The following is a 23,696-nucleotide window of genomic DNA, read 5'->3' on the forward strand; positions in this document are numbered from 1 at the left end:
CAGTCATTTTCTTCTTCATTATAATTTAAAATACGATTAGTTACTGAATCGTTTTACGTTTAGTCGACACTGCAGAATCATTTAAGATTATTTAAAAAAGAAGTGGTCTACTCCAAAGTTAGATACAGCTCTCAGTTAGTGATGTCGAATCCTTTACTCTCAGTAATCATCCTTTCTTCTCCAGTCCGCTGCAAATTTGGCCTGTATAAGATAATTCAACGTGGAGTGCTGTCGACACTCGTTATAATCTTTGCAGCATTTATTAATGATATACCTCGAATGACTGATATCGCCGAACCAGTGTTCATCATGAAACCGTCCATTAAAACTCTCAATAAGCCTATTTTGTGTCAACTTACCTGGCTCTGTATAAAGCCGTAGATCAACACCGTGCTCATAGGCCAATTACTCGAGCACAGGCAGGTAGACTCAGGTCTCTGATTTGTTCTTATCGTCACAAGATATTCACGGAACAGTGCAATGCTGTCAAATATATGTATACCCGGATCCCGAGGGCGAGGGCGACACTCACTGTGAAATCATCGACACAGCTCAGGCACTTGCTCCTACGTCCGGAGACCAGGGTACCCATGACAAAATCCATCGACAAGGTCAGTTTCGGTGCAGACGGATAGAGCAGCAGATAACGCTCTGTTACCAACCCTCTGCGACGTCGTCTATGTTTACACCCAGCCCACGGGGGTGGTAAAGGTAGTATACGTTCTTGTGAATAAAGTGAACAGCCACGTGGCCTCGGTAGTTAGGCCTCGTAAGTAGTAAGTTGACGGTGAGAATTCCGTCAGCCTCCAGACACGATGTTGTGACAGTCCGGTCGCATCACAAATCAATATCATGGTTTGCCGACATTCATTGCTGTAGCAGCAGCGGCAACGGCAACGGCAACGGTGTAATGCTGATCCAGTACAAGCTGGGCGGCTTCGAGGCGAAACTCGAGGCTAAAATTGCGTCTGTTACGTCCGGTCATAATGTCACCTGTTTTAACTATGATGCGATGATATCACCTCTATTCAGGTGGCCAAATTTAGTGTGCCACTACAATACCTCGCGACTTTCTACTGGTTCTTGAATGATACGAGGTGGTGCTTTACGCAACCAAATCCACCAGGCAAATGTCATTAATGCCACCCAGGCCAGACCGACATACATGGCAATTCGGGTGTCAGGAAAATACCCTAGAACCGCAATAATGAATGCCATAAAGATAATGGTCAGAATAGGTGCTATCGGCCAGAAAGGAACAGGAAAGACCAGGCGGGCAACATTTTCTTTGCTCATTGAGCGGCGCATAGCGACCTGTGATATCAGAATCATTAACCACACCCAAACAGTTGCAAAAGTCGCAATTGAAGCAATAATCAGGAATACATTTTTTGGCATCAGGTAGTTCAATACCACGCCACATAGCAGCGCGATAGCCATCACCAAAATAGTCATCCATGGCACACCATTGCGCGTTAGGCGGCTAAAGCATTTAGGCGCTAACCCTTCTTGCGCCATGCCATACATCATACGACCCGCACCATAGATGTCGCTGTTAATCGCTGAAATAGCCGCTGTGATAACCACTAAATTCAGAATATTGGCCGCTGAACTAATACCTAAGCTACTGAAAATTTCCACAAAAGGACTGCCATTTTGCCCAATGCTGTTCCATGGATAGATAGCCATCAGAACAAATAAAGTCAAAACATAGAACAACAGAATACGTACCGGAACAGTATTGATAGCGCGTGGTAGGACCTTTTCCGGATTTTTCGCCTCACTGGCGGTTACCCCAATAATTTCGATGCCGCCAAAAGCAAACATCACTACAGCAAATGAAGCAATCACGCCCGAAATACCATTGGGCATAAACCCTTGATGAGACCATAAATTGCTGACCCCGGTGCTCTCATGACCCGCACCAAAGCCAAACATCATAATCCCCAGCCCTGCGGCAATCATGGCAATAATTGCAGTTACTTTAAGCAAGGATAACCAAAACTCCATCTCACCAAAAACTTTGACTGAACAGAGATTTAGCGCACCAATAAAGAAAATAATGCTCAGAACCCAAACCCATTGCGGCGCATCAGGGAACCACAACCCCATATAAATACCGAACGCTGTGACATCGGCTAGTGCCACGATAATCATTTCAAAGGTATACGTCCAACCGGTCAAAAAGCCAGCTAACGGCCCCAGATAACGACTGGCATAGTGACCGAAAGAACCTGCAACCGGATCGTGTACAGCCATTTCACCCAGTGCACGCATCACCATAAACACTGCACCGCCACCAATTAGGTAAGCAAGCAATACTGCTGGCCCTGCCAGACGAATTGCCTCGGCAGAACCATAAAATAAGCCGGTACCAATAGCGGAACCTAACGCCATGAACCGGATATGCCGGGCACTAAGGCCGCGTTTCAGCGTGGATGAATCATTCTTCATGGTACATTCTCGCAAGATTTGTGCCCTTTCAGGCAGGGGTTCAGAGAGGGTGATCCCGGTTGCTGGGATCACCTATAGATCAATATAATGACTGCTTATTATTCGATTAGTTATTAAAGACTGGGTAGTAGATGCGGAGGCATCAGTTCATTCATATGATGCTGAGCAATAAGCTGACTTGCAGCTTCGATATCGGGGGCAAAAAAACGATCTTTTTCGTAGTAAGCGACATGCTTACGTAATAAATGGCGTGCGGGCTCCAGTGTATCTGATGTTTTCAAGCCTTTACGTAAATCCAGCCCCTGACATGCGGCCAACCACTCGACGGCCAAAATACCGCGCACGTTTTCAGCCATCTCCCATAAGCGCTTACCTGCCCGTGGAGCCATAGAAACATGGTCTTCCTGATTGGCTGAGGTTGGGATGCTATCGACACTCGAAGGGAATGCCAGCCCTTTGTTTTCACTGGTTAGCGCTGCTGCCGTGACCTGAGCAATCATAAAACCAGAGTTTACACCGCCGTTTTCCACCAAGAATGGAGGTAACTGCGACATATGTTTATCCATCAATAACGAAATACGTCGCTCGGATAATGAGCCGATTTCTGCTAATGCCAGCGCCAGATTGTCCGCCGCCATAGCGACTGGCTCAGCATGGAAGTTACCACCAGACAACACGTCGCCTTGTTCAGCAAATACTAATGGGTTATCTGACACCGCGTTAGACTCAACCGCCAGCACTTCTGCCGCCTGACGCATTTGGGTCAGACAGGCCCCCATGACCTGCGGTTGACAGCGCAAAGAGTATGGGTCTTGCACTTTGTCACAATTTCTATGAGATTCAGAGACTTCACTGCGCTCACCGAGTAAATGACGGTAAGTACTCGCAGCATCAATTTGCCCACGTTGGCCTCTCACTGCATGAATACGCGCATCAAATGGGCTGCGAGAGCCTAATGCCGCCTCCACCGTCAAGCTGCCAAAGACCGAGGCCGCAGCATACAGATCTTCTGCTTCAAATAATCCACGCAGTGCATAAGCGGTAGAAACCTGCGTGCCATTAAGTAGAGCCAGCCCCTCTTTTGCCACGAGTGTGAGTGGTTGCAAACCTGCTTTAGTCAATGCGGCGCGCGCATCCAGCCACTCCCCTTGATAACGAGCTTTACCTTCACCTAACAACAACAAGCTCATGTGTGCCAACGGAGCCAGATCACCAGAAGCCCCCACTGAACCTTTTAGTGGGATATGTGGGTAAACTTGTGCATTAACCAAGGTAATTAATGCTTGGATAACCTCCAGTCGAATACCGGAGAAACCACGAGCCAGGCTATTGATTTTCAACACCATAATCAAGCGCACAATAGCATCATCATTCGGTTCACCCACACCCGCAGCATGAGACAGAACAATTGAGCGTTGCAGGTTTTCTAAATCTTCAGTTGCAATGCGGGTCGATGCCAACAAGCCAAAGCCGGTATTAATGCCATAAGCAGTGCGCTTCTCTGCCAAGATGGCCTGCACACAATCCACACTTTGTTGAATGGCAGCGTATGCATTTTCATCCAAAGTGATCTGAACCGGATGTTGATAAATATGCCGTAAGTCGGCCAGAGTCATCTGACCGGGACGCAGGGTCATGGTTTCGAGGGTTGTTTTCATTATTTTTTACCTTGAGTCGCGGCAACCATTGGCAGGTTTAACCCCTGCTCTTGTGCACAATCAATAGCGATGTCATAACCCGCATCAGCATGACGCATCACGCCAGTCGCCGGATCGTTATGTAATACTCGGGCAATACGTTCTGCTGCCTCATCACTGCCATCACATACCACCACCATGCCTGAATGTTGTGAGAACCCCATCCCTACACCACCACCATGATGTAGTGACACCCAAGTTGCGCCACTGGCAGTATTCAGCAATGCATTAAGCAGCGGCCAATCCGAGACTGCATCAGATCCATCTTGCATCGCTTCGGTTTCACGGTTAGGGCTGGCAACCGAGCCAGAATCCAGATGGTCACGGCCAATCACAATCGGCGCCGATAATTCTCCAGTACGTACCATTTCATTAAAGGCCAAACCTAATTTAGCGCGCTGGCCTAAACCGACCCAGCAAATACGCGCCGGTAACCCTTGGAAGCTAATGCGTTCACGCGCCATATCCAACCAGTGATGCAAATGCTCATCATCAGGGATTAGTTCTTTAACCTTAGCATCTGTTTTATAAATATCATCGGGGCTACCAGAGAGCGCAACCCAACGGAATGGACCGATGCCACGGCAAAAGAGCGGGCGAATATAAGCGGGAACAAAACCAGGGAAATCAAAAGCCTGGCTCACACCCATATCTTGCGCCATCTGGCGAATATTATTGCCATAATCAAATGTTGGGATGCCCATATTGTGAAAGGCCAGCATTGCTTCAACATGTTCTGCCATTGAGGTTTTCGCTGCATTAACCACCCGCGCAGGATCACTTTCAGCACGTTGGCGGTACTCTTCCCAGCTCCAGCCTTTTGGCAAATAACCATTTAGCGGGTCATGCGCACTGGTTTGGTCGGTCACCATATCCGGGCGAACCCCGCGACGTACCAGTTCAGGTAAAATTTCGGCCGCATTGCCACACAAGGCAACAGAAACAGCTTCACCCGCAGCAGTGTATTTCTTGATTCGGGCTAAGGCATCATCCAGATCAATTGCTTGTTCATCGACATAACGAGTTTTAAGACGAAAATCGATCCGACTCTGCTGGCACTCAATATTGAGAGAACAAGCGCCAGCCAAGGTTGCCGCTAGCGGCTGTGCTCCCCCCATACCACCCAACCCTGCTGTCAATACCCAGCGCCCTTTCAGGCTACCACCAAAGTGCTGACGACCGGCCTCCACAAAAGTTTCATAGGTACCCTGCACAATGCCCTGGCTGCCAATATAGATCCAACTGCCCGCCGTCATCTGGCCGTACATAGCCAACCCTTTAGCATCTAACTCGTTAAAATGTTCCCAATTAGCCCAATGAGGCACCAAATTCGAGTTAGCAATCAAGACCCTAGGGGCATTACTGTGAGTTTTAAATACCCCCACCGGCTTACCTGACTGGATCAACAAAGTCTCGTCATCATTCAGATGAGTTAAGCTTTCCACAATCTGGTCATAACATTCCCAGTTGCGAGCTGCACGGCCAATACCACCGTAAACCACTAATTCTTTAGGATTCTCAGCGACTTCAGGGTCAAGATTATTCATCAACATGCGCAACGGGGCTTCAGTCAGCCAACTTTTGGCGGTCAATTTTGTGCCACGCGAGGCTCGAATCTCATTATCACGGAATCTGTTTTGGGCAGTCACGGCGATTTCCTTCAACCAGTTTTTCAGGCATCAACAATATTACTTAGCTTGAGTATTTATTAACATATACTCGTATAGACAAGTACAATCAAGCACCAAAAAAATGATGATAGGTTGCTGTGTTTCAAAAAAACAGGGAACAAAATAGTGCTTAAAATTAGTTAGTTACTGTATTTTTCATTCTGTATTAAGACAAGGCGGGAGGATTTTTGACATGAATTCAGCAACGAAACCAGCATAAAATTGGTTTGTTTTTGCGCACGGAGTCACATATATTTCACACCGATTTTACATTACAGCACCAGAAATGCGGGATACCTCGCGGGATAATTAAGGGGATATTTGCTACTTAACTTAAGAAGGTTAGGTGTAGCAGATAAGAAGAAAGGACCAATTAGAATGGTGATTTACCCCTGTAGCCCCTACCAATATATTTATTTGTGGTGAGCCCGGCTATCAACCGGCGCCTGCTCGCGTTCCGTTAAACCATAGTCCCGCACTACACTCGCCACCCGCAGACGATAACCGGCGAAGATGCCATCGCGCCCCGCCCCTTGTGCAATACGGTGCTGTTCAATATTTCGCCATTGCTTAACCGCATCTTCATCACGCCAAAACGATAGCGACAGTAACTTCTGTGGATGACTCAAACTTTGAAAGCGTTCAACCGAAATAAAACCATCCATTTGTTCTAACACGGGTTTTAATGCTGCGGCATAATCTAAATATGCATTATATTCACCCTCTGCGGGCTCTACTTCAAAGATGACTGCGATCATAAATTACTCCTGCAAATAGGGGCTTTCCTCCCGCTAAGTGGATTTATGCCTGCCTGGTGGCTTCAACATTTTATAAATGACAAGTCATATCCATGCACCTAAGGTTAGTTTGCGCTAATTGCGATGGATAATGACTTTCACTGATTAGTGTAAAACCATTCTTTTCATAAAATGCAGCGGCATTAGGTGTTGAAGCAAGTACCAGCGTTGTGAAACCCCGCACTCTAGCTTCATGCTTGATAGCATCAAGAATCAGAGTTGCCATACCCCGGCCTTCAAATTCCGGTAAGGTGAAAATGGCCTCTGCACTACCTGACGATAAATCCAGAAACCCTGTCGCAACAGGAAATTGACTGTTTGGATCATCAACCACGAAGAATGGATTATTCGCCACCGCTCGCCGGTACCCTTCAGGCATCAAATTCGGTGTCCATGCTGCTAGTGTTTTGCCGTCATAAGCATCTTTACACCCATGCCTTATAGCTTGATTCCTCACCCACCAAAGCTGCTCTGCTTCATCAGGTGACGCTAGTCTGACCTCCATACATCCTCCTGTTTTTATTAGATATAACTGAGTTGGAAATAATAGCAGGCCCCAAAATGATAAAAGCCCCGACTAGATTTAGTCAGGGCTTTTAAGGTACTACACATTTAAAATTAAACATTAATCAACTTAATAACGTAATACTGACTTTCATACTGTTTATAAAGATGTACATGATTTACAGGAATATTTTGTTTGTAACTAACTATGCCCTCCAATATATTAACCGAATGGTAACATTCCCAGTCCAATTTAATTTAACCATGTTTTTGATAACACTAGCTAAATTAGTACATCACCCTCGCGATATATACTCTTTGTTACGTGGCTTTACTTTCGTCGCGATATTCTCGATCTCATACTGATGTACACAAATCGCGAACATTACTATTAACAACAAAGCCTTAACTCATCGCGTATCGTTCACAAAATGCGATTGTAAAGATTTACTGCATGGCCTTAAAACATCATCGAATGAGTCAATTATAAGAAAACTCATAACGAATCTCACATAAAAAAATATTTCGTGACCTTTATCGCATTATTTTAAATCTGCTACATGGACACCGGTTAAATAAAATTTTTGCTACCAATTGCACCGGTGTTGAATTCCAATTTACTTGTTATAAATGAGATGTCAATACTGTTTTTAAGCACATGTCTTTATTATCAGTACTATTGCAAAATTTATGGCTATTTATTGATTTAAAATAACTTCTATCATTAAGTTAGGTATAAAAACAGGGTGATACGGCTCTCTTCGCAACAGTTTTATTGGGCGAACAAAAAGATTGGCATGTCATTCGATTACATAAATCCCGTGAAATTTCATTTTGGGGCAGGTATTGCTGCAGGCCAAAGCATTGTATGACATTGGTATTCGAGTAATTGAAGTCGCCATCACTACAATCAGTAAAAATCTGGCTATATCCCAAAGTACCGCGTTTGCCATTATTTATGCGCGGGTTAATAAGGGGTAGTTTGAGGTTGTTGATGAGCGGTTCAAATCCTTCCGGCTAGAGTTAAACTTTTTCCGGTCGGTTCTGGCTATCGTGATAAAAGCCATTCTACGATGTGGCGAAATCATTTCTCGAAAAGATTACCTTTCAAGTGAATGAGGCCCATTTCTTGCCATCGAAAACTACTGCGGGCACTATATCCGCCATTCTCGCGCCATTGATTCAAAGCTTTTTTCCATCGCCATTTATTGCACCCGTATTTTGCCCACTGGCACTGATTTCCAGATATAACCCTCGCACATCAGTCAACTGGTAGAATTTCTCATTCAGCTTCGCCGCCTCTACCTGGCAGGCATTGAGCTTCATTTGGGGGTATCTCAAAAATGATGATGTTTTATGTCCACAACTATGCCCCCAGCACAGGGTAGAAACCAGCAGACTGCGGTAGATTCAGATAAACTATAATCGCCACATATATTTGATTATAAATAATTTTATTGATTTAAATAGAAGTTGGGAGACGAGATTTGGCGGAGATCACAGGAATACTTAAAGCAGTATTAAATACTGATATATAAGAAAAATATAAAAATAGAATTATAGTTCTATACACTTTCCTATACACAATAGTTAATGCGGTGATATTTTGAGCAACTATTAGGGTGAAAACTCAGTAGGTATATATTTTCAATATCAGCCAAGAAAAAAAGATTTATAGAAAAACTGTTCACACTGTTCACTTTTGAATTTAATCATTTAAATACAATGCGTTAGGTGGTGATGAGTTAGTGACGAGTTTATCCTAACTAGTCACTTGCGGTGAACAGTCGGCCATTGAATACAAAAACACCGGCCTAGGCCGGTGTGATTATTGTTGAGATGCCAAGAGTTGCGGGGCGAGTTGGGGGTAAAAGAAAGGCCTGCAAGCAGGCCCGAGTACACACTGATACATTGCTCCCCGGTGTTGGATGTATGAGGTTTGTACAACGCAACTATAAGTGTCGTAACTGATAGCGTCCAATGGGTTAGACAGATCAATAACAGCATATTGATCGGTAGAAACGATCGTGATGCTATTTATTCAGTTGCTTCACATTTAGGCAGCCAGTCGGCCTCACAGTCCTCACTTAATATCAGATTGGTGCATCCCTTGGTTCGTCTTACGCTTCAACAAGGCTATTTCATATTCGCTCAAGGTTTGTGGCACAGCGCGCCCGAATGCGATCAGGCTCATTGGCTATTAGTGATATCATGCATCTATAAATTATAGGTAATATAATGAAGATAATAGACATTAGAGGTTTATGTGTACTGATAATAATATTTTGTTAGGACGTGTCTAGGTGAAGATTTATTCTTCACCATTAAGATTAAATTTTTAATAATTTGAGAGTGAAGGGTTATTCATCATCGTTCTTTGTATATGCGTCGAATCTTGACCATTGAAAACCATGTGTTAAGCAAACAGTGGATAATGGTTTGCGTCTATGTTTACCTACTATAATAAAAGATATTCCTTTAATATCACTATATTCATTATAATAGTCATCCCTATGTAGAAAGAGAATAGTATCCGCGTCGTCCTCTATTGTTCCTGAATCTCTAAGATCAGTTAAAATAGGACATTTATCTGCTCTTTCCTCAAGCTTCCTATTTAATTGTGAGCAGGCAAAAATTGGAATATTGTAGTTGTTAGCGAATAACTTTAATGAACGTGATACTTCAGCCATTTCATTATATCTATTTTCATCGTATTTCGGTGCGCGGATTAGTTGGATGTAATCAATAAAAATAGCGGACACTTTATCCTGTGATGCAATGCTACTCGATATTAACTCTTCAATTTTTTCCAGCGTTGGATTGGAAGGCTGTGCCCATAATATATTATTCTTCTCATTTAATATTTCAATAGTAGAGCTAAGATTTTGCCAATCCTGATCATCTAACTGTCCAGACTCAATACTATCCAGATTAACTCGACTTAAAGAAGCTAGTAATTTATTAGTAAACTCAGATTCAGTTTGAGATAAATCAATATACAGAATTTTTCCATCATTTAGTAATGATATATTTTCCGCTATATTTCTTAGTAGTGTCGATTTACCCATTGCAGGACGACTTGCGATAATATGAAGTCCTGTCTTGAATCCACCAATTTTGTTATCCAGATCAAGATATCCTGTACTTAATCCGGAGTTTTTATCAGGATGCACTAGATGACTCTCAATTTCAGAGATGCTCGAGCTTAATAATTCTTTAGAAGTTAATAATTTCATACTCCATTGCTCCTATAAGGATATCTACTTATGGCATATACGTTTTAGATAGTCATATCACGATACATCTAATTTTGTCATAAAAAAACCGGCCTGAACCGGTTCAATGTCATATCTTGAAATTCTCATGGAATTTCACATTTAGGCAGCCAGTCGGCCTCACAGTCCTCACTTAATATCAGATTGGTTTGCATTCCTTGGTTCGTCTTACGCTTCAACAAGGCTATTTCATATTCACTCAGAGTCTGTGGTACAGCGCGCCCGAATGCAGTCAGGCTCATTGGCCGTTGATGGCCGCGCGCCTCCATAAATGACAGGTAAGCGTGATACAGGTATTTACGCGGGTTGGCCGGAATAATATTAGCATTCCCCATATACAGACCATTGGGCGTATTAACCGCCAGCAGATAGCCACAAAAATCAACCAGCGGGTCAGCACCGCGTTTAATCTCCAGCGCCTCATCCGAGTTCTGTTGTGCTTCGAGTAGCGCACGGGCATCATTGGGGGCGGTAAAACGTTGCATCAGGTGGCGTACAATCACTGCCAGTTCACCGGTAATTTTCGCCAGTAATAGCGGGTCGCGCTCATTGGCCGGGATAACTTCCGGGAACGGCAGGATAACCCGGCGACGGGATACGCCGCCGCTGCGGTCACTGAACTGCATCGGGTTATTATTGACGGCCAGAATCACCGCCGGAATATGAGTGGAATAGGCATCACGGTATTTCGGGTCTATAGCCACGGCATCGCCGCCAGTAATGGCTTTAATGCCGGCCCCGTCACCGCTCCAGCGCTCTTGGTCTGGCAGGATAATCAGTGAGAACCCCACCACGGAGGCTCGTTCCCGCGACGACTCCAACGTATCAATAGTGGCTGAGGTGGTATTGTCTTTACCGGCCAGCAGGCTGGCTATCGAGGCCATCACGCTCTTACCACTGCCGCCCGGCCCGGTCACTTCAAGGAACAGTTGCCAGTCATAGCGGTTCGCCAACACCATATAAAGCGCCGCGAGAATACGCTCCTGTTTCTCGTGTTGTTGCCCGGCGGCCCGCGTTAACCAGCGCCAAAAGTGCGGGGCATGGTCGGACAGATTTTCCCCGGCTTTGGGTGGGGTGTAATCCACACTGTTCACGGTGCGCAACCAATGCGTTTTTTGGTGTGCGCTGAACTGGCCGGTAGTGGTATCAAATACCCCGTTACGAAAACCTATCAAGTGCCGGGCGGGTGTTCCCATTTGCGGCACCATCAGCTTGAGTGTATCGAGTACGCTGTTTATCCCGGATGCTGAGAACGGGGCGCGGATTTTATGGAACAGAGCGGCAATCTCCCGGCTGAGTACCCGATACGGCAGCACCTGCCACGCCCCGTTCTCATAACGACACAGGTCTTCACCGACCTGTGGCACCGCCAGCAAGTGCTGATAGTGCTCTACCAACAATTCAGCCTTTTCACTGGCACTCATGGCTTTCAGGTCGGCGTCACTGAGCGTATCGAACGGGCTGGGCTGTTGCGGCTGATTGAACGCCTGTAACTGGGTGAGGGCGGCCAGTTTACCTTGCTGCTGATAAACGTCGTTCCAGTCACCAATAACCGGCGGCAACGCCAGCTTACCGCCGCTCAATTGGGCAGCCTCGGTTGCGCGGGTCTGGCCGGTGCCGTTCTCGTCATTATCAGCAGCCAGCAATAACAGTGCATCCGGGTAGTGGCTACGCAACTGTTGCGCCAGCGCAGACAGATTGTTCGCACTGAGGGCGACACACACAGTCTCCCCGGTCAGGTGATGCACCGTTAACCCGGTAGCATAACCCTCGGTCAGCCAGATAACGGCGTTATCCTGTCCGGGCAAAAAATGACAGGCCGCTTTCACCTGCCCCCCGGCCAGTGTGCGCTTGTCACCGTTGGCGTTAATCAACTGGACGTTAACCACCTCGCCGGTGCTGTAGGTCAGGGGAAATAACAAGTCGCCGGGTTGATAGGTCACTCCCCCAACACGCAGCGGTTTATCGTGTAATGTCAGCGTCTCCAGTTCTGGCCAGCCTTTGGCGGTCAGATAGGCATTCCCGGTCTGTAGTCTCGCTGCTGTCAGAAGTTGTTTGGCCTGTTCTGCGGCCCGCTGCCGTGCCTGCGCTTTCTCCAGCGCATCCTGTCCGGCATTGTGTGCCGGTAATGGCGGGTGTGATGGTTCGCCTAATACCTCAGCCACTTTGCAGGCGGCTTCCTTGGGAGTGACAGCCAGCGCCTTTTCAACCAGATTCAGGCCATCGCCGCTGCCGCACTGGTTACAAAACCATGTGCCACGCCCTTGCAGGTTATCAAAGCGAAAACGGTCTTTACCACCACACATCGGGCAGGGCTGCGCCCGGCCTCCGGCAGTGATATGAATACCGAGTGCGGGGAGCAATACCGGCCACTGGCCGGTGGCTGCACATGAGGTGCGTGAAACGCTTAATGTTGTCATTGTCTGTTTCTCCTCAGTGCAGGGTGGTTTGACGGGTTGTGGTTATCTGTGCCTGACACAGCTCATCCATCATTTTTTGCCCTAATACCGTCAGGCGCGGCGGAGCCAGCAGAATATCCGGCTGCACCATGTCACTGAGCATGGTGCAGGCCATATCCATACCGACTTCTGGCCCGTGCTGGCGCACATAATAGCCCTCAATATCCATCGCAATCGTCATTTGCAATTCATCCAGCGAGTAACCAAGGCGTACCCCGTGAGACACACAGACATCAAGATAGGCATGGGCTAACGCACGGCGGTAAACAGCGGTACGGACTTCAACGGGCAGACAGGATTGATTCAGGGTATTCATACGATAGGTGCCTCCATGCGGGATAAGATTTGTGATTCGCAGGTGTTCATCACCTGTCCGAGCTGGTCAGTCAGTAGCGCCACCATTGAGGCGAACGATTCAGGCGACGGTGGGGTAATACCGTGTAGCAGGCTGCTTTGTGTTTCCAGCATATCGAGGAACGTCACACCGACATTGTGTGCATGCTGGAGGCGTAAGAAATCGGCGTGAGGGATGCTGTACTGCGTATCACAGTCATAACGGGCGGCAAGGGTATTCATGCGACTTCCCCCAGTGGCAGACGGCCAGCAAACGACAGGATGTAGTCACGGGTTAAACGCAGGCGAGCATTTTTCTCACTGCTGGCGATGGTACGCAACATGCAGGGACGCGCTGTTAATTCAGTACGGCGAACAGCAGCAAACAGATAGATAAATTGCGGGTGTAACGGGGTGAGGGATGTAGCCATAGTGGCAGCCTCCATTGAGTCATGGTTATTGCTACCACTTGAGTTCTCACACTTGGGTGGTAGCCCAGACGGGGGTGAGAAACCGGCCTCAATGGATACCGGCCAGCCCGAAAGCTGCCCCGCCTGAGCCACCATTGCTTGATAGCGACAGCGGTGTAGAAACCACTGTGCAAAAAACTGGTAGGCCGAGGCCACGACATAAAAAAACACGCCTGGCGCGTGTTGTGTCGCCATTGAGTTACACGGGTTCTCACGCCCGGCTGCCGATTTTGCGGCAGCACGGCGACTATAACGCAAGGCCTGCAAAAAATGCAAGCCAGAGAAAAGCCCTTTTTGCGGGATGAGGGTCATCGGTTTAACAGTCAGTCTGAATATCAGGCTTGGGCTGAGCAGGAGCACGGGAATAGCAATTGGCCTGTGCTGGCGTACTCGGCGCATTGCCCGACATCACTTGCACCACGCCGTTTAGCTGGCTGCGGTACTTGGGTAAAGCAAGGCCGGGTTGTTGCTGCGCAATCTGGAACGCCTCAGCGATGTACTGCACGTCGCCCTCATTCAGAGTGAAGAATTGCTCGCCGATTTTTAGGGTGATCATGCTGATACCCCCTGACGGTTAGCAATACGCTCGGCCATCCAGCCCTCAATCTCAGAGGCCAGCCATGCGACATTCTTACCGCCGAGGGAAATCTGTGCAGGGAAGTGGTCACGGCTAATCAGTTCATAAATGGTCGAGCGGGATAAAGCAGTGGTGTTAATCACCTCCGGCAGACGCATAAAGCGGTCACGCGGGCAGTGTGTTGCCATGGGTAGTGGCGTATTGGATAAAGCCTGTTGTGTCATTGCAAGCATGAAAAGCTACCTTATGGTTGTCCGGCCATATACCGCCGGGTTTGCTGGGATTCAGTTGGGTAGCCCCCTATTGTGAGAATATTTTTACTTGATGCAACAAGCCATTGTTGTGTGATTCAGCAAACTCACCAAACCGTACTCATCCCAGAAACTTGCAGCATTTGCCTTCTTTTGCCTTTATTTGCCTTTGTTTGCCTCTATGACTATTTCGCTTATTTTTCACTCTCATTTCATTGGGAAAATTGGAATATAAAATTATTTTTAATACAAAAACAGTATAAGTGATTGGCTAATTTTCATTCTGTCTAAATGGTTTTTTAGCTAGCCAGAGAAAAGCTCTTTTTAACTGAGTGAATAGTAGTGAACACTTGGTGAATAGTTTCGAATGAACTGTTCACCCTTTTATTTATTGATTATTAATACTTTTTTCTCAAAGTGAAGAGTAGTGAACAGTTTTTATAGAACTATTATTTTTATGGCCATATTTAAGCTGATGTAGAGCGTGTGTTGTATGGGAAATGGCACAACGGGCATGGATTGAGACGTTGTGTGAGAGCTTGCAAAATGACTCCACCTTGACCGACACGGAGTTATAACGAGATGAGCCAAACAACCCCACACCCGATTACACCCGCCCTTGAAAGCTTCAAAGCGGCGAAAGCGCAACACCTGAAGAATGAAGCAACCTACGAAGAAATTATGGCATCCATTGCCCGCAGTCAGCAAAAGCAACGCGACGCCGAAAACCAGAGCCAACAGGCTGACGGCAGTTGGCGCAAACTGTTTCGTAGCTTGCGCGGTGAAATGACCGAGGAACTGCAAACCGAGCATATCCGCCGGATTTCACAACGGGAGCTGGCGCAGGAATTCGGTCATCTGGTTGAAGAGCTGGAGTTGGATAAAGATTACACGTCACTGCAATTATGCGCTTCTGCAAGACCCTATAAAGACACGCATAAAGTAGCGTTGATGGAATATGCGAGGATGGAAATGTCTGCCGCAATGAAAACCTTGTCACCAGAACTCATCCGGGCAGTGAAAATAAAGGTCGCTGTGAACGAACTCTACACAGATTCATCATCAGAGAAGGCTCTGGGTACACTGACAGCGACTCTTCTTTCATTAGCGGGACGCTATGCGTTTGATATGGAGAAAGAATCGATATTAGCCGAACTCACACTACAACCACCACAGCCGGGTTATGTGGACTCTGACTTAAACAACAGCCCGATGAAACGAGGGTTATTAGGGCAGCGTATTCGAGATAAACGAGCAAAACTAAATCCAGCCGGGGAGCAATAATTATGATGCGTTGTCCTGTGTGTAAACATGCATCTCATACTCGCGCCAGTCGCTATTTATCTGAGCAGACCAAAGAGGCGTATTATCAGTGTCAGAATATAGAATGTTCTTGTACCTTTAAATCGATTGAGAGTGTGGATAAAATAATTACTCGCCCTCCGGTTAAAGAGCCTGAAATAATACCTGATGTTATTCTACCAGAACGAAAAGTATTAAATCGCTACGGTTCTAACGCGCGAATTCATTAATATTCCCACTCCGCCTGTAACCTCTCAAGGCGGGGACTTTTCTTCGACGCTCACCACTACGCCCTTGCCGTTCAAGGGCTTTTTCTCTGGCTAGCCTGCCAAAAAGAGCACTGCATGCATATAGTGCATGAATTTGCATGCAACACCCCAGCATCAAAACATCTGAAACACCGCACCACAAGGGCTTGTAGGCTCTCTATGTCATGCATGAAAAGTGCATGATAAAGTCAGAGCGCGTAGGCGGGGGACCATTGCGCGCTAGCCATAATCATGGAAAAAAAGCACAAACTTAACTTTAAATTAATAACTGTAAATTGGTAATGGCACTCCCAGAAAAATTTCAATTAATATTAATATTTACAATCTGAGTTATTATTATCTGATAACAGCTTACCAACTGTCTTTCTTAAAAAGAAATTACTTTCAATTGGTATATTTTTATATTCATTAATTGGCGAAAAATGTTCAAAAAAAACTCTTGCTAAATTTACTGATCTTTTTTCTTTAGTGTTTTTTTTCTTTAAATCGATAAGAGACCCTATAACGGACTCACTAACTTTCAGACATGAAAATTTTCTTGAGATATCATCCCTTGAAAATACAGGCTCTTTAATCTCTGCACTCTTTGCTATTAAAATAGTTCTTACGCACCAAGATAGTCGTTTATTTAAGAGCGCGAAATTCTTAATTTTATTATGTTCATTCAAAATAAACCGTCCCAAAGTGGACGCGATAGAAATCTCTTCACAATACGAATCTTTATACTCGAAACAATCTTTTAAAGTATTAAGCATCTCCTTGTTGAATATTGGCTTACTTTCCTCCTTAATATGCAGTGCGAAAAGGTTCCCAGCTCTCATGATTTCAAAAGCTTTTCTTTCAGGGTAAAGTGCTATATTAAAATTACCATTTATATACATTCTATATTCGTTTTGATCATGTATAGAAAAAAAATCAATATCAGATGATGCATCTTGATCACCACGTGCACAACTGCCATACAATGCTAAACATTTAATATTCATTGTCTTGTACTGCATATTCTGTTAATCAAAGTTGGTATTATTATTGCATACCACCATAAACCAAGGCACATATTTAATAGCATGACACATTGTTGAGATGTTGCAGTTTCTTTTGTGACATGCTTCGTATATCCAGCTAGGAATGTAATATCTATACTTTTAATTAAACTACCAAGAACAGTTGTTCCAAAATAGCTATAATAGTATATGCAAAATGCTAGTATTAGAAGCAGACCAACCATGAGCGCACGAAACAACCCATTACCCCAATTATTCACAAATCCAGAAACACAAAGTATCAATAATTCAAACTTAGTAGCAACCATTTTAAATCTAGAATATATTTTTTTAAATAAACCATCTTCATTACCAGCATTATACTTATATTTATAAATTCTAGCTCTTGTTCTACTTATTAAGTAAATTTTAACAGAGTTATAATACAAATCATCATCTGCTGTTGACGATAGTGAGTTTAAAACCATTCTTGCCATTTTTGCCTTAGTAGTCTCAAATCTAGATGTTTGATATTCAGCCGTGGTTCCTTTCTCTTTCAAAACTGATTCATCTAAATTTGTATATCCTGATTTTATTAACACCTCAGAGTTTATCTGTGTATTTTCAAAAATAGTTTCATTTCCTGAAAATGAAGTATCTGTAAATTCACAGTCATTGAATTGGCAATTTTCGAATTTAGCCATAGCCAAGCTACATTTTTCAAATATACAATTCTGAAACTTAGTGTTTTTAAAAAATGAATAGCCAAAAGACACTTTTTTAAACGTACATTTTTTGAAATTCAACTTTGTTACATTTAATTCACCATAAAAATCACATTCTTTAAAATTTGTATCTTTAACAATTTTAATATTGTCTACAACCGTTGCCAAGTCAAAGAGTCCCAGACACGGGCCAGTATTATGCTTGAGATCGTCAAAACTCATACATACAAAATCACTTAATTCAATTAATGGATCATAAATGACATCCCAATAATTACTAATCCTATGCTGTCTTGCTGTCATAAATTAGCCACACCCTTTCGTGTATAAAAAATCAGCATACCACTGCAACATCTCTCTACGTTTTTCAAGATACTGCGCATGATTATAAGTACCGCGAATACTGTTCTTATCAACGTGAGCCAATTGTAGCTCTATCCATGCACTATCATAACCTTGCTCATGTAATATCGTTGACATGGTATGTCTAAATCCGTGACCCGTCGCACGGCCTTTATAACCCAATAATTCAATGACCTGACTTACTGCCTCTTTGCTTATAGGCTTTTTACGGTCATTTCGTCCAATGAAAATATAAGGGTAATGCCCGGTGATGGGTAAAAGCTGTTTAAATAGCGCTATAACCTGCGTAGACAGTGGAACGGTATGAGGGCGGCGCATTTTCATTCGTTCTGCTGGAATCTCCCACAAGCCACTCTCAAGATCGATTTCCTGCCAAGTAGCAAAACGCATTTCCTTAGTTCGCACACCAGTTAACATCAATATCTTTACGGCGTTCTTGGTTATGATGCTGCCGGTGTACCCCTCTAGGTCACGAATAAAATATGGCATTTCTTCAGCAGACAGGAACGGATAGTGCTGCTTCTTTGGTGTGCTTAATGCGCTGGCAAGGTCAGGGGCGGGATTATATTCAGCACGACCAGTAATAATGGCATAACGGAATACTTCCCCGCAGCGCTGACGTACTTTGCGAGTTTTTTCTAAGGCTCCACGCTTTTCGATACGTTGGAGCACATCAAGTAATTCCAGCGGTGTGATTTCTGCAATTGGCCGTTTACCAATATATGGGAATATATCCGCCTCGAAGGTACTCATGATTTCTTCCCTATAGCCCAATGACCAGCGATCGGCTTTGGCTTTATGCCACTCACGGCTTATGGCCTCAAAAGAGTTTTCCGATGAAAGCCTCTGCGCTAACTTCTCAGCCTTTTTTAGCTCTGCGGGATCTGTTCCATCTGCAACCTGCTTACGTGCCATATCTCGCTTAGAGCGAGCTTCAGCTAGGGATATCAGGTCATAAGTTCCTAATGACATTAATCGAGCTTTACCGGCAAAACGATAGCGAAAGCGCCATCCTTTACTGCCGTTAGGTTCAATTAAGAGTGATAGCCCTTGCCCGTCACTCAGGGTATAGGCTTTTTCTTGTGGTTTAGCACGGCGAATCTGGATATCTGAAAGTGGCATGTGTATAGCTCAAAAAGGTATAGGGTAATTCTATACCCTTTACTATACACATTTGTTACGGATTTAGAGAGATTAACTCGGACGCCCACGGACAATAAAATGCTCTATCTATTGGTTTTATTGGTATTTTTAGGACTTTCTGGGAGTGATACGGAAGAGCTTTGGCGGAAGATCACAGGAGTCGAACCTGCCAGGGACCGCTGGCGGCCCCATCTGGATTTGAAGTCCAGCCGCCCCACCGGGGACGATGATCTTCCATAAGGAAAGAGGGTAAGGGAAGGATTATAGCGTGTTTATTGTATGGTGCTATCCATTAGATAAGCATCATGAATAATTCACCCTATTGGAGGGGGCAAAATCATCATCTTCGGTATGGAAATGGCTAATAACTGACTTCGCCATATTTATCACGGTGTTCTTTCGGGGTAATCGAATAGCCTTTTTTGAATACCGAATAGAAATATTGCAGTGATGGATAGCCACACATTTGCGAAATTTCATTGATAGGTAATGAGGTTGCAGACAGTAAATTGCGCGCCCGATCGAGTTTTTCTTCATGAATAACACCATGAATAGTCTGCCCTATGTCATCTTTAAAGCGCTTTTCCAAATTCGATCGCGACATCCCCACGGCATCCAGAACTTGCTCAACCTTAATCCCCTTACAAGCATGATGGCGGATATAATGCATGGCCTGAATCACTGCCGGATCTCGTAATGAGCGGAAATCCGTGGAACGCCGCGCCATCACTTTGACCGGTGGCACCAAAATGCGCTGCAATGACGGGGATTCTTGTTGTTTCTGGCGCTGGTTCAGACGTTGATGCAGTAACTTGGCCGCCCGATACCCCATCTGCCGAGTGCCTTGCACTACTGACGAAAGCGCCACGCGGGATAAATAACGGGTTAACTCTTCATTATCAATACCAATGACACTCAACTTCTCGGGTACTGCAATATCCAAATGCTCACAGACTTGCAATAGATGACGCGCTCTGGCATCAGTTACAGCAATAATACCCGTCTGATGTGGTAATGTTTGTACCCAATCTGCCAACCGATTTTGTGTGTATTGCCAATTAGCGGGCGCAGTCGCCATCCCCTGATAAACCACGCCCTGATATTGTTCTGCTGCCACTAATTGTCGAAAAGCATATTCCCGCTCCTGCGCCCAGCGCTTATCACTGCTGGCAGGTAACCCATAGAAAGCAAAGCGGTTTAATCCCTTTTCTTTCAAATGCATAAAAGCGGCCTCTACCAAGGCCGCATTGTCGGTCGCAATATAATCAACTGGCGGATAATCTTCTGCTTGATGGTAAGACCCTCCCACCCCCACAATCGGGACATCAACATTCACCAACAATTGCTCTATCTGTCGATCATCAAAATCAGCAATGACGCCGTCACCCAACCAATCCTTGATATTATCAATGCGGCAACGAAAATCCTCTTCAATAAAGATATCCCAGTCGCATTGTGATGCTTGCAGATACTCGCCGACACCTTCCACCACTTGCCGGTCGTACACTTTGTTAGCATTAAATAGCAAGGTTATCCGGTAGCGTTTCTCAAACATGGAATAGCTCCTGAAATGGGTGGAATAGAAGAGTTGGATGGCAAAGAGATCAATGCAATATCGCATTGATCTCTTTACTGTGAGATAAGGTTACACCCGACGTTTTGTGGCGGAATCCATCCACACGGCCAGCAGCAATATTGCACCTTTGACAATGTATTGCCAGAAAGTCGGCACATCTAGCATGCTCATCCCATTGTCGAGAGAAGCCATAATAAATGCCCCCATAACCGCCCCTGCAACACTGCCTATCCCTCCGGCAAGGCTGGTGCCGCCAATCACACAGGCGGCAATAGCATCCAGCTCAGCAATGTTCCCCGCAGAAGGTGAACCCGCGCCCAGACGTGAGCTGAGGATCAAACCTGCCATGGCAACCATCAGGCCGTTAATCGCAAATACCGCCAATTTGGTGCGCTCAACGTTCACCCCCGACAAGCGAGCTGCATCAATATTGCCACCAATGGCATAGATCCGACGGCCAAACGCGGTGCGAGTCGCCATAAATATCCCAGCCAGCATCAATGCCGTAAGAATTAATACCGGAGTAGGAACACCACGATAGTCATTCAATAAATATATGGCACCAAGAACAATAACAGCGGTAATAGATTGGCGGGTCACATCCCCTTGTGGGGCCGCTACGGGCAGGCCCAACCGGATACGATGACTACGCCGACGCCACTGCCAGGCAACAAACAGCATCAAACCAATGGCACCAATACCAAATCCGAGCCCATTTGGCAGATAACTTTGACCAATCTGTGACATGGCATTACTGGTCGGTGACACCGTGGTGCCGTTGGTGATACCAATCAAGATGCCACGAAAAGCAAGCATCCCAGCGAGGGTGACAATGAACGAAGGCACTTTGCGATAAGCAACCCACCACCCGTTCCAAGCTCCGAGCAGTAAACCCAAACCCAATGTAACCACGATAGTGAGCGGCAATGGCCATCCAAGCCACACATCAAAAATTGCCGCGATACCACCCAATAGCCCCATCATTGAGCCAACCGATAAATCAATTTCTGCCGAAATAATGACGAAAACCATCCCCACAGCCAAAATTCCGGTAATGGCTGTTTGCCGCAGTAAATTCGAGATATTTCTGGCGCTAAGATACGCCCCTTCGGTGGTAAAAGTGAAAAAAAGCATAATAACGGCGATCGCCGCCAGCATGACAAAAACCTGTAAATTAAGCGATTTTAGCCGAAATAATGGCTTTTTATTGCCATTTTCTGGTGTATTAACTTCAGTTTGATTAGCTTGCGACATGGGGTTCACTCCTGAGTGCGGCTTCCATGACCTTTTCTTGAGTCAGGTTATGGTTAATGAGATCAGCTTTGATGCGCCCTTGATGCATGACCAGCACACGATCACTTAATCCCAATACCTCCGGCAGTTCAGAGGAAATCACAATAACCGCTATCCCCTGCTGGACCAATTGATTGATAAGTTTATAAATTTCATATTTTGCACCGATGTCGATGCCGCGTGTCGGTTCATCGAGAATCAAAATTCGTGGGTTCAACAGTAAGCATTTGGCAAGAATCGCTTTTTGCTGATTCCCCCCACTCAGGCGAGCAATCGCCAGTTCCGAAGAAGACGTTTTCACTTTTAAGCGGGCTAAGGACTGCACGATAGTTGATTGCTCTTTCGCATCATCCAGCATGCTAAAAGAACCGGTAAAATCATCTAATGCAGCCAGTGTGATATTGGCCCCTACCCCCATAACCGGCACGATGCCATCTTTTTTGCGATCTTCCGGCACCATTGCAATGCCCAGCTTCATGGCCTGCTGGCAATGACTGATGGTGACCGCCTTACCATCAATAAAAATATCCCCTTGCCAGCGGCCTGGGTAGACACCAAACAAGCATTGCACTGTTTCTGTCCGACCAGAGCCCACCAGCCCGGCAACACCAAGAATCTCACCGCGTTTCAAGGAGAAAGAGACCTCATCCACTCGGCGGATATGGCGGTTTACCGGGTGCCAGGCGCAGAGATTTTCTACACGGAGAATTTCTTCACCAATGTGATGAGCTTCGTGGGGATAGAGTTCTTTCAGTTCGCGCCCCACCATCATGGCGATGATGTCATCCTCACTCATGGTTGCAGCCGGGCGAGTACCAATATGGCGCCCATCGCGAATCACGCAGATATGGTCCGATATCGCTTTCACTTCATTTAGCTTGTGCGAAATATAGATGCAGGCAATGCCGTGATTACGTAGGTCACGAATAATATCCAGCAAAATCGCGGTTTCGCTCTCAGTGAGAGAAGCCGTTGGCTCATCCAGCACCAGCAGCCGCACTTGTTTGTTTAGCGCTTTCGCGATTTCAACCAATTGCTGCTGCCCTAGCCCCAACTCACCCACTGGCGTGTGAGGGTCTACCACCAGTTTTACCTGTGCCAGCATCCGCTGGCAGCGCAAATACATGGCATCGTAGTCCATAATGCCGAAACGCCCCCATTCGGAGCCGAGGAACATATTTTCTAACACTGACATTTGCTTCACTAATGCCAATTCCTGATGAATTATGGCAATGCCTTTTTGCTCTGTATCACGAATATTTTTGGCCTGAAGCGTTTCACCGGCGAAAATTATTTCCCCTTGAAAGGAGCCTGTAGGGTAAATACCACATAACACTTTCATTAATGTGGACTTTCCAGAACCGTTTTCCCCGCACAAAGATAATACTTCTCCAGCCTCAAGTGTCAGGCTGATATTATCGACAGCTTTAACAACGCCGAATTGCTTGGTTATTTCTTTCATTTCTAGCAGGTAGGGCATAATTCCCCCATATAACCTTCGCACTTGAGGCTGTAAAATGTTAACCACAACCTCAAGCACTTTGGCATATATGAA

General features: G+C 45.5%; 22 protein-coding genes, 1 tRNA gene and 1 pseudogene. 2 read left to right on the forward strand and 22 right to left on the reverse strand.

Features of this window, described 5'->3' with window-relative positions:
* Positions 1-131: 131 nt before the first annotated feature.
* From DJ58_RS23900 to DJ58_RS09525, 15 genes and pseudogenes are all read right to left on the reverse strand, one after another.
* Positions 132-741 (reverse strand): annotated as a pseudogene (locus tag DJ58_RS23900) (integrase core domain-containing protein); the annotation flags it as partial.
* Positions 742-850: 109 nt separating this feature from the next.
* Positions 851-985 carry a hypothetical protein gene (locus tag DJ58_RS24005; RefSeq protein ID WP_004707214.1) on the reverse strand — a complete coding sequence of 45 codons (135 nt, stop codon included), beginning with the start codon at positions 983-985 and terminating at the stop codon, positions 851-853.
* 68 nt (positions 986-1,053) lie between these two features.
* Positions 1,054-2,454, reverse strand: a complete 1,401-nt coding sequence (locus tag DJ58_RS09580) for an amino acid permease (RefSeq protein ID WP_032910551.1) — start codon at positions 2,452-2,454, stop codon at positions 1,054-1,056.
* A 113-nt stretch (positions 2,455-2,567) separates the two neighbouring features.
* Positions 2,568-4,112, reverse strand: a complete 1,545-nt coding sequence (gene hutH, locus DJ58_RS09575; RefSeq protein ID WP_032910552.1) for a histidine ammonia-lyase — start codon at positions 4,110-4,112, stop codon at positions 2,568-2,570.
* Positions 4,112-5,800 carry a urocanate hydratase gene (gene hutU / locus DJ58_RS09570; protein ID WP_004707216.1) on the reverse strand — a complete coding sequence of 563 codons (1,689 nt, stop codon included), beginning with the start codon at positions 5,798-5,800 and terminating at the stop codon, positions 4,112-4,114. Before hutU ends, hutH begins: the two co-directional genes overlap by 1 nt.
* A gap of 434 nt (positions 5,801-6,234) precedes the next feature.
* Entirely contained in the window at positions 6,235-6,579 is a 345-nt protein-coding gene (locus DJ58_RS09565) for an antibiotic biosynthesis monooxygenase family protein (protein ID WP_004707217.1), read from the reverse strand.
* Positions 6,580-6,649: 70 nt separating this feature from the next.
* Entirely contained in the window at positions 6,650-7,123 is a 474-nt protein-coding gene (locus DJ58_RS09560) for a GNAT family N-acetyltransferase (protein WP_032910553.1), read from the reverse strand.
* Positions 7,124-8,304: 1,181 nt separating this feature from the next.
* Positions 8,305-8,448, reverse strand: a complete 144-nt coding sequence (locus DJ58_RS23645; protein WP_004707220.1) for a DUF4102 domain-containing protein — start codon at positions 8,446-8,448, stop codon at positions 8,305-8,307.
* Positions 8,449-9,482: 1,034 nt separating this feature from the next.
* Positions 9,483-10,358, reverse strand: coding sequence for a replicative DNA helicase (locus DJ58_RS09555; RefSeq protein ID WP_004707221.1), 876 nt, complete (start codon positions 10,356-10,358; stop codon positions 9,483-9,485).
* A 125-nt stretch (positions 10,359-10,483) separates the two neighbouring features.
* Positions 10,484-12,817: a primase-helicase zinc-binding domain-containing protein gene (locus DJ58_RS09550; RefSeq protein WP_004707222.1), complete on the reverse strand. Its 2,334-nt coding sequence runs from the start codon at positions 12,815-12,817 to the stop codon at positions 10,484-10,486.
* Between the two features lie 13 nt (positions 12,818-12,830).
* A complete protein-coding gene (locus tag DJ58_RS09545) occupies positions 12,831-13,172 on the reverse strand; it encodes a DUF5375 family protein (RefSeq protein ID WP_032910554.1) in 342 nt (113 codons plus the stop codon).
* Positions 13,169-13,432 carry a hypothetical protein gene (locus tag DJ58_RS09540; protein ID WP_032910557.1) on the reverse strand — a complete coding sequence of 88 codons (264 nt, stop codon included), beginning with the start codon at positions 13,430-13,432 and terminating at the stop codon, positions 13,169-13,171. The genes DJ58_RS09545 and DJ58_RS09540 overlap by 4 nt, the downstream gene beginning before the upstream one ends.
* Positions 13,429-13,971, reverse strand: coding sequence for a host cell division inhibitor Icd-like protein (locus tag DJ58_RS09535; protein WP_004707225.1), 543 nt, complete (start codon positions 13,969-13,971; stop codon positions 13,429-13,431). The genes DJ58_RS09540 and DJ58_RS09535 overlap by 4 nt, the downstream gene beginning before the upstream one ends.
* A 4-nt stretch (positions 13,972-13,975) precedes the next feature.
* Entirely contained in the window at positions 13,976-14,215 is a 240-nt protein-coding gene (locus tag DJ58_RS09530; RefSeq protein WP_226977641.1) for a hypothetical protein, read from the reverse strand.
* Positions 14,212-14,469 carry a helix-turn-helix transcriptional regulator gene (locus tag DJ58_RS09525; protein ID WP_050413884.1) on the reverse strand — a complete coding sequence of 86 codons (258 nt, stop codon included), beginning with the start codon at positions 14,467-14,469 and terminating at the stop codon, positions 14,212-14,214. Before DJ58_RS09525 ends, DJ58_RS09530 begins: the two co-directional genes overlap by 4 nt.
* Before the next feature lie 600 nt (positions 14,470-15,069).
* Here DJ58_RS09525 and DJ58_RS09520 point away from each other — a divergent pair.
* Positions 15,070-15,771 carry a hypothetical protein gene (locus DJ58_RS09520; protein ID WP_004707229.1) on the forward strand — a complete coding sequence of 234 codons (702 nt, stop codon included), beginning with the start codon at positions 15,070-15,072 and terminating at the stop codon, positions 15,769-15,771.
* A 2-nt stretch (positions 15,772-15,773) separates the two neighbouring features.
* Positions 15,774-16,019 (forward strand): ogr/Delta-like zinc finger family protein, encoded by a 246-nt coding sequence (locus DJ58_RS22740; protein ID WP_005172879.1) that lies wholly within the window; start codon positions 15,774-15,776, stop codon positions 16,017-16,019.
* Between the two features lie 350 nt (positions 16,020-16,369).
* On the opposite strand, the gene halB is transcribed toward DJ58_RS22740, so the two are convergent.
* The 7 genes from halB to DJ58_RS09490 form a co-directional block, all read right to left on the reverse strand.
* Complete coding sequence (gene halB, locus DJ58_RS09515) at positions 16,370-17,044, reverse strand: anti-phage Hailong system nucleotidyltransferase HalB (RefSeq protein ID WP_032910609.1); 675 nt, start codon at positions 17,042-17,044, stop codon at positions 16,370-16,372.
* Complete coding sequence (gene halA / locus DJ58_RS09510; RefSeq protein WP_004707232.1) at positions 17,041-18,069, reverse strand: anti-phage Hailong system effector protein HalA; 1,029 nt, start codon at positions 18,067-18,069, stop codon at positions 17,041-17,043. The genes halB and halA overlap by 4 nt, the downstream gene beginning before the upstream one ends.
* Positions 18,070-18,072: 3 nt before the next feature.
* The gene (locus DJ58_RS09505) at positions 18,073-19,251 is read right to left on the reverse strand and encodes a tyrosine-type recombinase/integrase (RefSeq protein WP_004707233.1); all 1,179 of its coding nucleotides are present in this window, start codon (positions 19,249-19,251) and stop codon (positions 18,073-18,075) included.
* A 162-nt stretch (positions 19,252-19,413) separates the two neighbouring features.
* Positions 19,414-19,508, reverse strand: a tRNA-Sec gene (locus DJ58_RS23430).
* A 125-nt stretch (positions 19,509-19,633) separates the two neighbouring features.
* The gene (gene xylR / locus DJ58_RS09500; RefSeq protein ID WP_004707234.1) at positions 19,634-20,827 is read right to left on the reverse strand and encodes a D-xylose utilization transcriptional activator XylR; all 1,194 of its coding nucleotides are present in this window, start codon (positions 20,825-20,827) and stop codon (positions 19,634-19,636) included.
* 90 nt (positions 20,828-20,917) lie between these two features.
* Positions 20,918-22,102, reverse strand: coding sequence for a xylose ABC transporter permease XylH (gene xylH, locus DJ58_RS09495; protein ID WP_032910558.1), 1,185 nt, complete (start codon positions 22,100-22,102; stop codon positions 20,918-20,920).
* Complete coding sequence (locus DJ58_RS09490; RefSeq protein WP_004707236.1) at positions 22,089-23,621, reverse strand: xylose ABC transporter ATP-binding protein; 1,533 nt, start codon at positions 23,619-23,621, stop codon at positions 22,089-22,091. Before DJ58_RS09490 ends, xylH begins: the two co-directional genes overlap by 14 nt.
* Positions 23,622-23,696 lie beyond the last annotated feature (75 nt).

This window comes from Yersinia frederiksenii ATCC 33641 (assembly GCF_000754805.1).
Lineage (GTDB): Bacteria > Pseudomonadota > Gammaproteobacteria > Enterobacterales > Enterobacteriaceae > Yersinia > Yersinia frederiksenii.